The organism is Colwellia psychrerythraea 34H (assembly GCF_000012325.1).
GTDB lineage: Bacteria > Pseudomonadota > Gammaproteobacteria > Enterobacterales > Alteromonadaceae > Colwellia > Colwellia psychrerythraea_A.
Map to the genome: position 1 here is coordinate 4,982,822 of NC_003910.7, position 15,150 is coordinate 4,997,971.

Annotated in this window: 14 protein-coding genes; 3 read left to right on the top strand and 11 right to left on the bottom strand. The window is 38.3% G+C overall.

Annotated elements, in window-relative coordinates; translation table 11 throughout:
- Positions 1-160: 160 nt before the first annotated feature.
- Together CPS_RS21160 and CPS_RS21165 are read left to right on the top strand one after the other, a co-directional pair.
- On the top strand, positions 161-676 hold the full coding sequence (locus CPS_RS21160) for a hypothetical protein (protein ID WP_011045433.1): 516 nt from the start codon (positions 161-163) through the stop codon (positions 674-676).
- 138 nt (positions 677-814) lie between these two features.
- A complete protein-coding gene (locus CPS_RS21165) occupies positions 815-1,228 on the top strand; it encodes a hypothetical protein (protein ID WP_011045434.1) in 414 nt (137 codons plus the stop codon).
- 62 nt (positions 1,229-1,290) lie between these two features.
- Here the strand turns inward: CPS_RS21165 and CPS_RS21170 are convergent, their stop codons facing one another.
- Positions 1,291-2,181, bottom strand: a complete 891-nt coding sequence (locus CPS_RS21170; protein WP_011045435.1) for a TIGR01777 family oxidoreductase — start codon at positions 2,179-2,181, stop codon at positions 1,291-1,293.
- Between the two features lie 347 nt (positions 2,182-2,528).
- On the opposite strand from CPS_RS21170, the gene CPS_RS21175 reads away from it, so the two are divergent.
- A complete protein-coding gene (locus tag CPS_RS21175; protein ID WP_011045436.1) occupies positions 2,529-4,430 on the top strand; it encodes a methyl-accepting chemotaxis protein in 1,902 nt (633 codons plus the stop codon).
- Positions 4,431-4,533: 103 nt separating this feature from the next.
- Here CPS_RS21175 and CPS_RS21180 read toward each other — a convergent pair whose 3' ends face one another.
- The 10 genes from CPS_RS21180 to CPS_RS21220 form a co-directional block, all read right to left on the bottom strand.
- Positions 4,534-4,887 (bottom strand): YdbL family protein, encoded by a 354-nt coding sequence (locus CPS_RS21180; protein ID WP_011045437.1) that lies wholly within the window; start codon positions 4,885-4,887, stop codon positions 4,534-4,536.
- Positions 4,888-4,895: 8 nt separating this feature from the next.
- Complete coding sequence (locus CPS_RS21185; RefSeq protein ID WP_011045438.1) at positions 4,896-5,078, bottom strand: YnbE family lipoprotein; 183 nt, start codon at positions 5,076-5,078, stop codon at positions 4,896-4,898.
- Between the two features lie 288 nt (positions 5,079-5,366).
- The gene (locus tag CPS_RS21190) at positions 5,367-8,015 is read right to left on the bottom strand and encodes an intermembrane phospholipid transport protein YdbH family protein (RefSeq protein WP_011045439.1); all 2,649 of its coding nucleotides are present in this window, start codon (positions 8,013-8,015) and stop codon (positions 5,367-5,369) included.
- A 46-nt stretch (positions 8,016-8,061) separates the two neighbouring features.
- The gene (locus CPS_RS21195; RefSeq protein ID WP_041737169.1) at positions 8,062-8,787 is read right to left on the bottom strand and encodes a hypothetical protein; all 726 of its coding nucleotides are present in this window, start codon (positions 8,785-8,787) and stop codon (positions 8,062-8,064) included.
- Between the two features lie 294 nt (positions 8,788-9,081).
- On the bottom strand, positions 9,082-10,653 hold the full coding sequence (gene ahpF / locus CPS_RS21200; protein WP_011045441.1) for an alkyl hydroperoxide reductase subunit F: 1,572 nt from the start codon (positions 10,651-10,653) through the stop codon (positions 9,082-9,084).
- A gap of 239 nt (positions 10,654-10,892) precedes the next feature.
- Positions 10,893-11,462, bottom strand: a complete 570-nt coding sequence (gene ahpC, locus CPS_RS21205; protein ID WP_011045442.1) for an alkyl hydroperoxide reductase subunit C — start codon at positions 11,460-11,462, stop codon at positions 10,893-10,895.
- Positions 11,463-11,665: 203 nt separating this feature from the next.
- Positions 11,666-12,565 (bottom strand): DNA-binding transcriptional regulator OxyR, encoded by a 900-nt coding sequence (gene oxyR, locus CPS_RS21210; protein WP_011045443.1) that lies wholly within the window; start codon positions 12,563-12,565, stop codon positions 11,666-11,668.
- A gap of 190 nt (positions 12,566-12,755) precedes the next feature.
- Complete coding sequence (locus tag CPS_RS21215) at positions 12,756-13,373, bottom strand: LysE family translocator (RefSeq protein ID WP_011045444.1); 618 nt, start codon at positions 13,371-13,373, stop codon at positions 12,756-12,758.
- A 268-nt stretch (positions 13,374-13,641) separates the two neighbouring features.
- Positions 13,642-13,767 (bottom strand): hypothetical protein, encoded by a 126-nt coding sequence (locus CPS_RS24285; RefSeq protein WP_011045446.1) that lies wholly within the window; start codon positions 13,765-13,767, stop codon positions 13,642-13,644.
- A 208-nt stretch (positions 13,768-13,975) separates the two neighbouring features.
- Positions 13,976-15,004 (bottom strand): isoaspartyl peptidase/L-asparaginase family protein, encoded by a 1,029-nt coding sequence (locus CPS_RS21220; RefSeq protein WP_011045447.1) that lies wholly within the window; start codon positions 15,002-15,004, stop codon positions 13,976-13,978.
- Positions 15,005-15,150 lie beyond the last annotated feature (146 nt).

A 15,150-nucleotide genomic window follows, 5' to 3' on the forward strand; every position in this document is an offset into this window, starting at 1 on the left:
ATTGGGAATCATCCATGACTATATACGATTACTCACTGTGCTAAAAATGATTAACTGTATTTAATCGCATAAAAAATACTTGGGAACAAAAGCATATATCGCTATAGTTAGCTTTCAACTAATCAATTTAATCAAGTATTCGGTCACATAGGAAGTCACCATGGACAGTATTAACACTTCAGCTTTAACAACACAATTCTCTGCCACAGACACTTCGCGTTCAGCGCAGACAGCTACGGTGCCAGTCGCAAGTACATCCATTGTTGATACTCCTCAACAATCCGAAGCCAGTGCCCCAGATAAAAGTAAGCAATTACAACCAGACCAACTGGCATTATCTGAAGAAGCGAGAGCTAAATCGGCTGAAGCCGAAGCAAGCACAAAAGAAAAAGATGAAGGGAAGAAAAACATAGATGCAAGTAGCTTAAGTGGTGCTATGTCGCCAGCAGAAGCGGCGGCCGCAGAGAAAGCTAAAGAAAGTGATCTCGATACACAAATTCGAGAATTATCAATGGAGATCCTCGAGTTAAGTGTAAAAGTTCAAATGCTACAAGACAAAGAAGATAAAGCGTCAGTAAAAGAGCGCCAATCACTTGAAGTAGATTTAGCGATGAAAAAAGGTAAACTTGAAGCTTTGTTAGAGCAAAAGTTACAACAGGCTGGTGCTGGTCAATAGTCCCTAATCAAAAAGTGTAAAACGAGTGGCTATCGTTTGCCAATATCATTACCATCAAAATTTTAGCCCGCCTTTATTTAAGACAATAATATCGATTTTACTGAAATGAGGCTCATATATAAAGTAGTACAAAAACTTATGCGTATCATAATCTATCTCTTGTTTTCGTTAGCTTCAGTGTCTGTACATGCAGAGACAATTGCCCCCTTCACTACTGACGGATGCAGCGTTTTTCCTGATGGTACCTTTGAGCAGAAAGAATTATGGCTATCTTGTTGTACCGCTCATGATTATGCTTATTGGCAAGGCGGTACCTATGAAGGCAGGTTAATCGCTGATGAACAACTTCAGCAATGTGTTGCTAAAGTGGGTGAACCACAAATAGCGAAGCTCATGTTAATGGGTGTTCGTGCAGGGGGAAGTCCATATTTCCCGACGTCGTTTCGATGGGGATATGGTTGGTCATACCCTCGATTTTATCAAGCATTAACGATAGAAGAAAAAAGACAAATTAGCACGCTAGCAACTAGCCCGGTTGAAAGAAACCAGTAGAGTAATGATAACCTGCTATCGCTCTACAACCCTCATACTCAAAGGAGTTCACCCTAATATATTTAAGATTCAGTCATTAAATCTGCAAGTGCATGTTCAATATCGCTATGGTTAAAATGAAAACCATGACTGAGCAATTTTTGCGGATAAATATTCTGGCTTGTCAATAATAGCTCTGCACCTTGTCCCATTAAAATATTTAATACAAATGCAGGTACGCTAAACCAAGTGGGCCGATTAACTTCTTTGCCTAATGCCTTAGTAAACACTTCATTAGTTATTGCCTTAGGAGAAGTGCAATTAATAGCACCTTCAATACACTTTATTTGTACACTAAAATGAATAGCGTGAATCATGTCATCTATATGTATCCAGGACATATATTGTTGGCCATTACCAAGTTTTCCGCCTAAACCTAAAGAAAAGGGTAAACGCATTTTCTCTAATGCTCCACCATCACTTGCTAATACGATACCAGTACGTAATAACACCACACGACAGTGTTCTTTGGCTTTAAGTGCAAGTTCCTCCCACTTTTGGCAGAGGGTGTGCGCAAAATCAGAATGAGTAACTTTTGCATCTTCATGCGTTGATACAGCACCCGTTTCACCATAATAACCTATGGCTGAACCACTAATTAAACAACTTGGTTTATCCGTGGCGCGTGCAATCATTTCAACTATTTTTTCAGTGATGTTCCATCGACTCTGACAAATATTTTCTTTTTGTGCGCGACTCCAGCGTTTATCAATAATAGGCTCACCGGCAAGGTTAATGATCACATCAAAATAATTTTGCTCTGGTAACTGTTCAATAAACTCAATGTTTTTAGGTAAATATAGTTGTGCTTTTTGAGTGTTGCGCGTTAAAACAGTGAATTGATATTTGTGATTAAAAGCACTAATAAAGTGTCGACCAATTAAACCTGTACCACCGGTTACTAATATTTTCATATTCACTCCGCTACATTTAAGACTATTACTCTTAAGAATACGTGAGGGATATCAAATTCGATCAATTATGATCATAAAGTAAATACCAATCACGAATCAGTAATTAAAAACGCATAACATTGAGTAAAGTCGCTTTTAATAATGAGTATAGTCGCTTTAAATTAAGCTAAAGGACAGTGTTTTAAATAGTCTAATTTATATCCATGCCAAGGATTCAGAGCAGTCACATAAGTTTTGTAAATATATTTCTGTTAATTGATATGAAATATATGTCGGCTGAAATTATCTAAGTAATTTCAATCCATAAGAAGTTAACAGCCCAAGATGGCGACAAAAAAGGATACACCATGGTGCAGTTTGGATTCAAAAACCTGTTACTAATTACAATAACTGTCTTAGTCGGACTTTCCGTTTCTTTAACAAGCTATTTTTCCTATATAAAAGAGGAAAAAACCCTGACCGCTCTCATTATCAAAGAAAACAGTGAATTCGTGCGGAAACAAGCGGAGCTCATAGAACAACAATTGAATGAAAAAGCATTAGGTTTGGCCCGAATTGCAAAACTCTATGATGATCAAGGAGAAGAAGCCGGTACTGAGTATTTTGTTAAATTAACAAAAACCATTGCTTATTCGATGAACCTCAATAGCTCTGCCATTGGTTTTGAAAGTGGCGTTGGCTACTGGAATCAAACGAGTAATACTTGGCCTGAACATATATTTTCAGGTGATGTTAGAGATGAATCATATTACCAATTAGCTCGCAGAAGCTCAGGCACCGCAACAAGTGAGCCATATTTTGGTTCAATGACTTATTGGGTCAGTATCGTTCATAAAATTAAAAATGGTATGATTTCAGTTGATATGAAATTGGATTTTTTGAATGAGTTAGTTGAGAACTCCGCAGAAATACCAGGGGCTGTAGCATTAATTTTTAATCAAGACACCACCGTTTTGGCTTCGACAAGTAAAACGGTTAAAAACAAAAAACTAGCAACGAGTTACCCTTGGTTTAAAGAGGCAGCGTTAAACGCTGTTAGCCATGAAAGGGGGATATATACCTATCAATTAGATGGTGTGGATAAGTTACTGTTTGCACATCAAATTAAAATAGCTGATAAATATTGGTATTACACTTTAGGTCTAGATACAGAAGTTGCCTATGCAAGTCTGTCTAAAGCGAAGCAAAGCGCTATTATCAGCAGTATTGCCGCAACATTAATAAGTGTTATTTTGGTGTTCATCTTATTGCAAATTATTTATCGCCCTATACTTGTATTAAAAGAAACAATCACTGCACTTTCTCAAGGTAATGGCGATTTAACACAGCGACTTAAGGTAAATTCAACTGATGACTTAGGTCAAATTGCAGATGGTGTTAATCGGTTTATAGAAAGCTTGCAATCAATGATATTAGAAATAAAAGAGGCAACAACAGCACTAAATGGCAATGTCTCTAAGCTGAAAGACCAATCAGAGCATAATACCGTTATATTAAATGGCCATGTTCAAGAAACTGAGCAAGTGGTAACGGCTATTGAAGAAATGAATGCTACTGCGGGCTCTATGGCAAGCGATATTGCCAATGTCGCTCTACTAACAGATAACGCCAACAGCGCAGGTCGTGAATCGATGAAAACAGTAAGCCAAGCACAAGGGACTATTGCAGAGTTGGTTACTGACGTTGATAACTCGGTAGAAAGTGTGAGTGAAATGAGTAGTAAAACCGATGGCATAAATTCGATTTTGAGTGTTATTGGTGGCATTGCCGATCAAACCAATTTATTAGCACTTAACGCGGCTATTGAGGCCGCTCGCGCTGGTGAACAAGGTCGTGGTTTTGCCGTTGTTGCCGATGAAGTGCGTAACCTTGCAAGCCGAACCAAGTCAAGTACCGATGAGATTGAAAGTGCACTTTCTAGCCTATTAAAAGGTAATCAAACGGTTGTTGATTCAATGAGTGTCACCAAAGAGCGTTGTCAAAAAGCGGCGACAGGTGCAGGTGAAGTATCAATAAGTTTAGATGAAATGACAGGTATTGTGTCTGAGATTAATAATTTAAGTACACAAGTTGCCACTGCAGCTGAAGAACAAAGCAATGTCACCCATGAGGTCAGTAAAAATATGACCGCAATTAACGAGATTGTCGGCGAGCTAGATAACAACGGTAAACAAGCGTTTGCTGAGCTCAATAGTATTGATGATATCAACCAGCAGTTAACTGAGATTATCAGCAAATTTAAAGTGTAGTTTGTACCTACATTTACTGAAAAACCACAAAAAAACCGTAGTACTTAAAAAGTAATACGGTTTTCTTCTTTAAAGCTCAACTAGGTTCAATCGTTGCCGTCAGTTATTTTTTAACCCATTGCCCTTCAGCATTTTGAATTAAATGTCCTGGCTGAGTTTTAGCCATAGACTTTTCGCCCGCTAGCTTAGTAACTTGCTGCATAGTGATTTTATTTTTTCGCGCCAAGTTAAGGTAAATATCTTTACGTTTTTTATTGACCATATCTACCAAGTCGCTAACTTCAGTGCTTGCCACTACCACACCTAGATAACCATTAGACATTTCACCAACAAGCCCTTGCTGTTTGGCTTGATCGAGAGTAACTGCCCAAGCTGAAAATGCTATGGAAGAGGCAATTAACACTAGGCTCACTTTTCTAATTAAGTGCTTGATTGAGTGTTTTATTAATTTATTCATTATTGCTCCTAAAAGATATCACTATCGTCACTGAAAATATCATCGAGTTCTTTATCGACTTTGACTCGAATCTCATGATCAATCTTAAGATTCAAGTTAATCGTGATTGGCTCTTTAGCACTTACTTCAACTCGATGAGTGCAGGCAGTAAATAAAAATACAGCTAGCAGTGGTGCCAGTATTTTAACCATAAATGTTCCTTAATTGTTTAGTTCTTTTTTGTATATACCCATGTTACCTCAAAATTCAGGATTCAGCTGAAATTAGAAACGCTTTTAGGCAAGGCATAGATTGAAGATAATAGTATTCTATTATTTAAATCAATAACGTGGCATAAAGCGTTTCTAAACCAGCCCTACGGGGATCCCTGATAAAGTCATGCTCATCGTTGTATCCGTTTTTAAGGGAATAACCATTAATAAAAAGATACGCCTTGATCATGAACTTATCTGGTATCCTGAAACTCGACTTTTGAAGTATCATGGGTATAACCCTTTGATAATTTTGCTTTCAAAATCCTCGGTAATATTGAGTGATTCAATTAAGCCTAATAAATCATAGCTAAGATTTAAATTCAAATTTACATCATTGTCCAAATCAGGATTTCGGCCCCTAATGGCTGTATCTAATAACATATAGCCGTCATCCGCCATCGAAACTTCTGATGAGAGATGATGGTAGTGCAAGTTTTCCAAGGCGCTAAACGCCAGCTTTAATTCAGTGCTACTGGCTTTTAGTTCTTCAACCGCGGGGTTATTATAAACTTGGATAATACCGTCACCGACATTTTTTATGCTACCGCCTTTGATGAGAAAGTTTTCACCATCATATTGAATGGGTAACTGCCCTGAGACTTTTCCTGTCACGACTATACCTTGCTTTTTATCTAACTCGAGTAGTTTTTCTAAATCTATTTTAGTTAGTGCTACTTTCACTGGCAGATCTTTCCTAAAAGGCCACTGAACTTGTGGTATATCAAAACGTCCACCTAATAAGTGTCCGCGAATATTATGTGCTAATAATTTCAGTCTATCTTGTGAAAAGTCGATATAAGTTCTTGTTGAAAAATTATTAATGGGTGTCGCCGTTTCTATCTTGGCAATGGTCAGATTAGATGACGTTTTAGTCTGGTCTGGTCTCGATTTTATCTCACCATTTTGTAACTGCAGCTTTTGTTGCCAGTTAAGCTCTTGTAGCCAAGTACCATCAACTTCCCCAGTAACATCTTGTACCGTTAGTGTGAGTATCATTGGATTAGCTAATAGGTCATCACTATTTTTTAACTGTCCGCTTAAGTGATAGTCGATATTGCCATCAATAAGCTTCAACTCAACAGGTAGTTTCAACTTCAAAGCTAATAAATCAGTAAGCAACACATCTTGTGCCGACACAATCACACTCGGATGACGTAAATCCCCCATTAAGATAGCGGTCGCTATGGGTACATCATCGGCAATCACTTTAGTATTTATCGTTATCTCTTCAATATTTCCACTGAGCTTTGTAGTTAACTCAAGTTCATCAACTTTCAATATATTAGGATAATTTAGCTGTTTTATCTGACTGTTAATATCTAATGCAAACGTCACTGATTCACTATTTTTAGACTGAGGTTGATTGTCATTTTTAGCAATCGACACTTTACCTTGCCAATGACTGATTAACGATTTTATATTCGGTTGAGCATTGGGGGTTGATTGTTGAGATTTCCTTATCGGTTCAATAACTGACTTATTTGACGGTAAGCTGAGCTGAGCTAATTCGATTGCCGTGCCTTGGGCAAGTGTTAGCTGCCAAATATCACTGTACTGCACAATTTCCCCTATGACACTTACCTTTACTGGCTGTCTGCTATAAGGCTGTAATTGAGCAATGCTTGCTGCTCCTGTCAGTGATAATTTTGCTTTTTGTAAGTTAGTTGTTATTGCTGGATCATCATTAAAATTAAAGAGTACATCGTTTAACGAGAGTTTTATTGGCCCATATAAATTTCTACTAACAATATCAAGGCTATCGCTGGCTATAGATTGCTGGGCAAAGTCAATTGTTAGCGAACCCAATGACTGAACTGTTAAGGAATTTATAGCATTGTCTGTGAGCACGTTTATTATCTGCTGGTCCACTGTTTGCGCTGTGAGTTGCTCAAGTAACTTTTCTGCATTAAAAACTAACTGTATGTTATTACGCTGGTAATCTTTATGAGTAAAGTCAAATTGTAGGGTTTCTCCCACTAAAGCTGTTTGCCACGACAATGTTGTCTCTAGCTCAATCGGCCCTAATGAAGAAAAACCTTGTGATGCCTCGAAAGAAAAATCAGTCATTTGATTGGTCAGAGCCAAGGTTTGCTGTTGCCAATCAAGTTGGCTATTAAGTTTCCCCGCAGCAATCCAAGAGTCATCGAGCAAGAGTGTTGATAAACTAAGAGGCAAAGCTCTTTGGTGTCTGACGAGAAATGGCCTGAGCTTTGCTAAATCTGTCGCTAAACTAGCACGAATCTCATCACCATTTTTAGTTAACGCCAAAGCAAGAACACTTTCATTCTTTTGATTAGCTAAAGAGAATGCGAGCTGCTGAGCATTGGCTGAAAATTGCCCTTGATAAGTGTGGTTTTTATTAGCTTTTTGATGGGTTTGTTTATTAGTTTTTTTATTAGTAAAGGGTTGGTAGCTAAAGGTTTTGATATCAATTTCAACTGGAATGGATATCAACGCAAGGTCATTAATTTTTTTTCTAATAAGTGTGGGTAACTCACTGAATTTTACGTTACTTGAAGTAGGGTTTTCAGGGAATTGAAAATCACCTTTAGCACGTACCGTAGCTACATCAATATTTATCGCTGAAATAGCGTCGGCTATATTATCTACGTCTAACTTGCTGGGCTCAAATCGCCATTCTACCAGACTACCAATTAATTCTATTTCCGCATAAGGAGAATCAATACATATACGGGTGATCAGTAAATCAAAGTTGTTATTTACTTCAAAATCAATACAGGTTAACTCACTATTATGCTCAGTCAGATAATTATTTACTATTGCTGTCACCACCGAGCTTCGACTATAAAATACCGCACTGAGTGTGATAACAAAGACCAAAGATATGGCTAAGGTAAATTTAAACAATCGCAAAATAATCCCTTACCTTCAAATATGACTGTGAAATAGCGTATATCGATTACCTATATGATAACTTAATATATTGATTAACTTTATCATTATTAAGTCGTTGTGGAGATAGGCGATCAACAATTTCTAATGCTTGATGCACTTTACTGAGTCCGATTTTGTCCTCTAAAGGTAATTTTTCAAATGATTTATCATTAATTGTTTCCTTAAGTAAGGCTAATGCCTCATTAAGAGAGGTTTTAAAGTCAGGTTGCAGTTTCTGCTCTTCGACGTTTTTCAATATTTTTTTTGCAGTAGTTAACGCACCAGTTAAAGCCACTATTGTTTCACTTTCAGGGATATCTTCATCATCACTGTCGGTATTCTCATCACTATCATCTTTATTTAAGCGCTCAATAAAGTCCCCAAGGAAATTAGTTAACGTGGTGGTAGAAGTGGTCTCGCTAGATTCGTTAGTGGTAGCTTCCGCTGAAGTCCCGCTTAACGTGGCATACTCACCTTTTGAAATAAGTCCAAATTGATAAAGCTTTTCTTTTAACGCGCCTACATCATCAAATGTTAGTTCTGCACCGCTAAAAAACTCACTGCTGATAGCATTAATCTTTTGCGCTCTACTTGATAAATATAAACTGTTATCAACAACAGCTGGCTCTTCACTTTTAGCAATGCTTTCAGCATGTTTTTCAGTGATTGCTTGTATTTCAGCAGTATTTTGCTGACTCACCGTTGAATTGTTATTAAAAGTGGCGCTATACAGGCCTAGGTTATTGATCATTTGGTAAATACCGTAATAAATTGACACTTTTATTACGAGCAATTTATATACCAATTACACTTGTTATTTTAATGACACTAATGCTAACAAATCTTGATAGGCTCAAAAAGCATAAGGTACTGTCGTAAGCTTTACTAAGCACCTTACTAAAGCGCTTACTAAACCGCTTACTAAACCGCTTACTAAACCGCTTAAAATATTAGTTTTTTAAACGGTTTATTTTCTAACTATAAATATCAAATTTAAAGTAACGTGCACAATAAGGTATGACTTTTTGTTTATGGTTTAATCCTATTAAACGTCTTGACGAATAAGGTAATCAAAAGCTCCCAAAGCAGCATTTGCACCACTTCCCATCGCAATAATAATTTGTTTATAAGGGTTGTTGGTTACATCGCCTGCTGCAAAAACCCCTGTAATAGACGTCTCACCTCGGCTACCTGCAATAATTTCACCGCGATTAGTTAATTCTATTTCACCTTGTAAAAACTCAGTGTTTGGCATCAAGCCTATTTGCACAAAAATACCTGCCAATGCCAGTGAATGATGTTCACCTGTACCTCGGTCGGTGTAACTTAAGCTAGTGACACGTGTACCATCACCATGCACTTCAGTGGTTTGCGCATTAGTAATAATAGTGACGTTAGTTAATGAATTAGCTTTTCTCACCAAAATATCATCTGCACGTAGCGTGTCTGCAAATTCTAAAACAGTGACATGCTCTACAATACCGGCTAAATCAATGGCAGCTTCAATACCTGAATTACCACCACCAATAACCGCTACGGGTTTGCCTTTAAAGAGTGGTCCGTCACAATGAGGACAGTAAGCAACCCCTTTGCCGCGATACTGATTTTCACCCGGTACATTCATTTCTCTCCAGCGTGCGCCAGTTGCTAATACCACCGACTTACTTTTTAATACGGCGCCATTTTCTAAGCTAACTTCAACCAGTCCTGTAGCTTCATTGCGCTTCACTTTACTCGCTTTATTACTGTTCATGATATCTACATCATATTCACGAACATGTTCTTCTAAACTAGCAACAAGTTTTGGCCCTTGTGTGGCTTTGACCGAGATAAAGTTTTCAATCGCCATGGTATCACTGACCTGTCCGCCAAATCGGTCTGCAACTAAGCCAGTATTAATACCTTTTCGTGCCGCATAAATTGCGGCGGCGGCACCTGCAGGCCCACCACCGACAACTAAAAAGTCATAGGTATCTTTATTCTCTAATGCTTTAGCTTGGCGAGCACCCGCATTGGTATCTACTTTATTTAAAATATCGGTTAATGACACACGACCCTGACTAAATGACTCACCATTTAAATACACACTGGGGACTGCCATCACATCACGATCAAACACTTCCGTTTGAAATAACGAACCGTCAATCATGGTGTGTTTTATATTCGGGTTAATGGCTGCCATCATATTTAAGGCTTGTACTACATCCGGACAATTCTGACAGCTTAACGAGATGTAGGTCTCAAAAACAAAATCCCCTTCGAGGTTGCGTACTTGTTCTATTTGCTCAGCTTCAATTTTTAAAGGGTGTGAACCACTGTGTAATAACGCCATGACTAATGAGGTAAATTCGTGCCCCATTGGTAAACCTGCAAAACGCATTTCGCTATTACTCGCCACACTACGGACTAACATAGATGGCACGCGTTCGTTGGCCGCTTGTTCACTATTATTACCATTAATTTCAGTGATTAATGGTGATAATTCAGCGATTTGTGTCACTAATTGAGCAAGTTCTTTTGCCTTAGGGCTTTCATCAGTAAAGGTGATTAGCTCGACTGGTGTTTTTAAGTTGTCTAAATAACTTTTTAATTGTGTTTGTAAGTTTGTGTCTAACATAATGACCTCTAAAGATATTCAATGGGAAGTGGAAAGTGATAAGGGAAAGGAACTTTAGTTTTGCTATTAATTAGCAAGTGCGAAACATCCTTATTCCGCCGAAGTTTGACTTTAGATTTGAATTAAATGCTTTCTGCTCAAGGCGCGAGGGCTGTAGCATAGCTTGCCTATGTGAAGCCCTCGTAACGCAGAGCAGTAAGCATTTAAACGAATCTAAGGAAAATTTAACTAATCCTAATTTAGATTTTGCCTACTAGGTCTAATGATGGAGCTAAAGTTTCAGCACCTGGTTGCCATGCTGCTGGACAAACTTCACCATCATGCTCAGCAACATATTGTGCTGCTTTAACTTTACGTAGTAACTCAGCTGCGCTTCGACCTATGCCTAAGTCATGTACTTCAGCGATTTTAACTTCGCCTTCTGGATTAATAACAAACGTGCCACGAAGTGCTAAACCAGCTTCTTCAATCATGACACCAAAATTGCGGGTAATTGCGCCAGTTGGATCACCAATCATTGGATATTTGATTTTGTTAATCGTATCTGAGGTGTCGTGCCATGCTTTATGAGTGAAGTGGGTATCGGTTGATACTGAGTAAACTTCAACGCCCATTTTTTGTAATTCGTCATAGTGGTCTGCCATGTCACCTAATTCGGTAGGACATACAAAAGTAAAATCAGCTGGGTAGAAGAAAACTACTGACCATTTATCCGCAAGGTCTTTTTCACTTAGTTCAACAAATTCACCGTTGTGAAAAGCAGTAGCGTTAAAAGGTAATAATTTAGTATTAATAATTGATTGGTTCATTCTGAACTCCCGTTAAGTATTATAAATATGTTTGAAACGTTAAAACTGTTTCGTTGAAGACGGGGTAATAATAGAGTCAGAGGATGAATTAGTATAATCGATGATAATTATCAATATGATAGTTAAAACCTATCATGCAGTATTCTAAAGAACACTATAGTGAGCTATTTGAAAGGTTTTAGCTTTTAGTAAGAATGGATAAACTAGGTAATGATACCGTTGAGAGACTTTCTAACACTGGCCACTATCGATCTAACGCATTGCATACGTGAATAATTAGGTCTAATCACCAAAGAGATGCCTCGTACAGGCACTGGGGCTTGAAACTGACCATAATGAATAGTATCGCTAGCTAAATTTCCTTGTGCAGCAAGGGCTGGTAATAAAGTAATGCCCATGCCGCTTGCCACCATATGACGTAGCGTTTCCAAGCTTGTCGCTTGAAAACTATTATCTTCTTTAGCACCCGCAGAAAAACAATAGCCCATTGCTTGGTCTTTAAGACAATGGCCATCAGCTAAGGTTAGAATTTTTTCATCATGTAAGTCGGAGAGTGATAAATCTTTTTTATTGGCAAGTCGATGATTTTTTGGTGTTGCCAGCATCAGTGGTTCATCAAACAATTGGTATGATTCAAATTTATCCATTTCATCAAGGTAAGGCAAAATTAATACGTCTAATTTACCTTCATCCAATTCCTGCAATAATACCTTGGTCTGATTTTCATGTAGAAAGAAGTTGATGTTAGGTAGTGCTTTATTCAAGTCTGCCATGATATGTGGCAACAAATATGGCGCTAATGTAGGTATTAATCCTAGATGTAAATCACCCGCAAACGGGTCAAGCAAGGCTTTAGCACAAGATTCAAATTGTCCTGCGGCTTGTAATACTTTTCGCGCTTCTTTAACTAACTGTTCCCCAGCAGGCGTTAACATAACATTGCGGCGATGACGCTCGACCAGTTGCAAACCTAGTTGCTCTTCCAGTTTCATTAGTTGCCCACTCAAAGTAGGCTGACTAACAAAACAAGATTGAGCCGCTTTACCAAAGTGTTTATGTTTATCGATAGCCGTTAAATATTCTAAATCGCGCAACTTAATCATAGCTAAGACCTATCTTTTAATAAGAAAACAGAGAGTTTGGCTATGGTATTATGATCACGTGTTGAAAGCGAGTTTCATAAGGTATGTGAAGTAGAAATGTTGCCCTCAGATTAGCTTAAATAAAGCCACTTATAATAAGTTCAGTCATGCACATTGACTAACTATGGCCTAGCGATCCTTTAGCTAAGGGTTAACTAACTGCTAGCCAAATACCAACAGCTATCATCAAACTACCCGCAATACGATTCATCCATTTAACATTATCGCCGCGACTTAAAAATAACCGTAGACTCTTACCACCCGTTGCGTAAGCCATCATGCTAGTAAATTCGGTAAACATGATAACGCCGAGTAACATCAGTAATTGTGGTGCTACTGCGCGGTCAACACTAATAAAAGGAGGAAGCAGGGAAATCATAAAGGCCCATCCCTTGGGGTTAGCAATAGCGGTGACGAACCCTTGCGTGAATAAAGAATAACGACTGACATCGCTGGGCTTATTGTCACCTATCGACATTTTACCCCTTGAGCGCCACATATTAACGCCTATGTACGCTAAGTATGCACCACCTATCCACTTCAACACTTCGAATACATCTGGGTAGTTAAGCATAATACCAGCAACGCCAAACACAGCTGCTATCGCAACAATTGCGACACCAATGAGTTCACCAATCATCATCCACATGGTACGACGCACACCAATGCTCATGCCTAGCGTCATCGCCAATGTCATGCACATACCTGGCGTGATTGAGACAAAAAAGAAGGTAGGAAGAAAGACCGCAAGAACAGCTATATCAGGCATTCGATTCACTTTTAAGTTGAAGATAGGAAAATTCAGAGACACTGTAACAATAAAGTGCAGCATTGATTATAAAATAACGATGAATAATCGAATTTAAAAGGCTAAATGCAGAAAATCGACTGTATAACCAAGGTATTGAGGTTTATTTAATACGAGTAGAAAAATGATTAATATTAGAAAAGAACAAAGAGAGAAAGTAGTAGGTCATGCAGAAGACAATAATTACTGTGAGGAGCAAGTGCCCCTCGCCAGTAATAGATAAAATTGCTTAACGCAGAAGCGTAAACCAACCCATTACCATTGGTAATAATGGCATAGCAAACATTGCCACAATAATCATTGCTAAGTGTTTGAAAGAGGAGGGATCTTTAAAATCTTCTTCGTGCTGAGACATGGTCTAGTTTCCTGTACTGCGGTTAAACAACTAAAATATGGCGCGGATTTTAGCCGATATTGTTAATGATGGACAGAGAAACTTGATCTAGATCAAAGGGTATAGCGACGAAAAACTAAAAGTTAAGTCACTAATCTTCGCGTAACCAACAACTTACCGAGCAGGTATTCTAGCTATTCGATTTTGTTATTTGATATTTGATATTTAATTAATCATCTTTAAAAATACCAACATAAGTCACTTGGCTGGTAGATTTGCTGGCTCGATACATACCTTTAGTATTGAATGGTAAGCTGATATTACCTTTACTATCTATAATAATCACACCACCCGTACCACCAACAGGCATGAGCACATCATGAATAACTTCTTTACCCGCTTGGTCAATACTCTTACCTTGATATTGAACTCTGGCACAAATATCAGCCGCTACGTTATAACGAATAAAGAATTCACCATGACCCGTTGCTGAAACAGCACAGGAAGCATTATCAGCAAAAGTACCTGCACCAATAACAGGTGAATCACCAATACGACCATAACGCTTATTTGTCATACCACCAGTAGAAGTACCTGCAGCAACATTGCCAAATTTATCAAGCGCAACAGCGCCAACCGTACCCACTTTATATTCAGTATCTAAAGCAAAGTGCGCTGCTTGGTAGTCTTTATTTTGTTGTTTAGCCTTTTTCATTTTAGCTTTAGCGCGTTGCAATGATTTATATCTATGGTCAGTATCGAAGATCTTATTATCAACTAACTTAACCCCTTGGCTATGAGCAAAGCTTTCTGCGCCAGCACCACTTAACATCACATGTACTGATTCATCCATCACCAAACGTGCTAGATTTATCGGGTTTTCAATATGTTTAACTCCCGCGACAGCGCCTGCTTGACGGTTTTTTCCGTCCATAATTGAAGCGTCCATTTCATGAGTTTCATCATGGGTATAAACAGCACCTTTACCCGCATTAAAAAATGGTGAGTTTTCGAGAACATTTATTGCAGTGGCTACCGCATCAAGGCTAGTACCACCTTGCTCAAGAACCGTATAACCTGCTTCAACAGACTCTTTTAATTTAGCACGATAAGCCGCTTCTTTTTCAGGAGTAAAATGGTCTTTTTGAATGGTGCCCGCACCACCATGAATGGCGATAGCAAAAGGAACGTCTTTTGCTAAGACAGTATTAGAAAATGCAGTATTAGCAAAGGCTGATACAAGTAAAAAAGTTAACATCGGTCGCGTTATTTTCATTATTATTCCTCGTTATTCTTAGACTGTAAATCTTAGACAATTAATCGGCAGTAACTGAACTGCTTTACAACTCATCGCACGCAAAAGAGTTATAGCCAAATGTCCTGAAACGCGCATCTTCAAGTGGC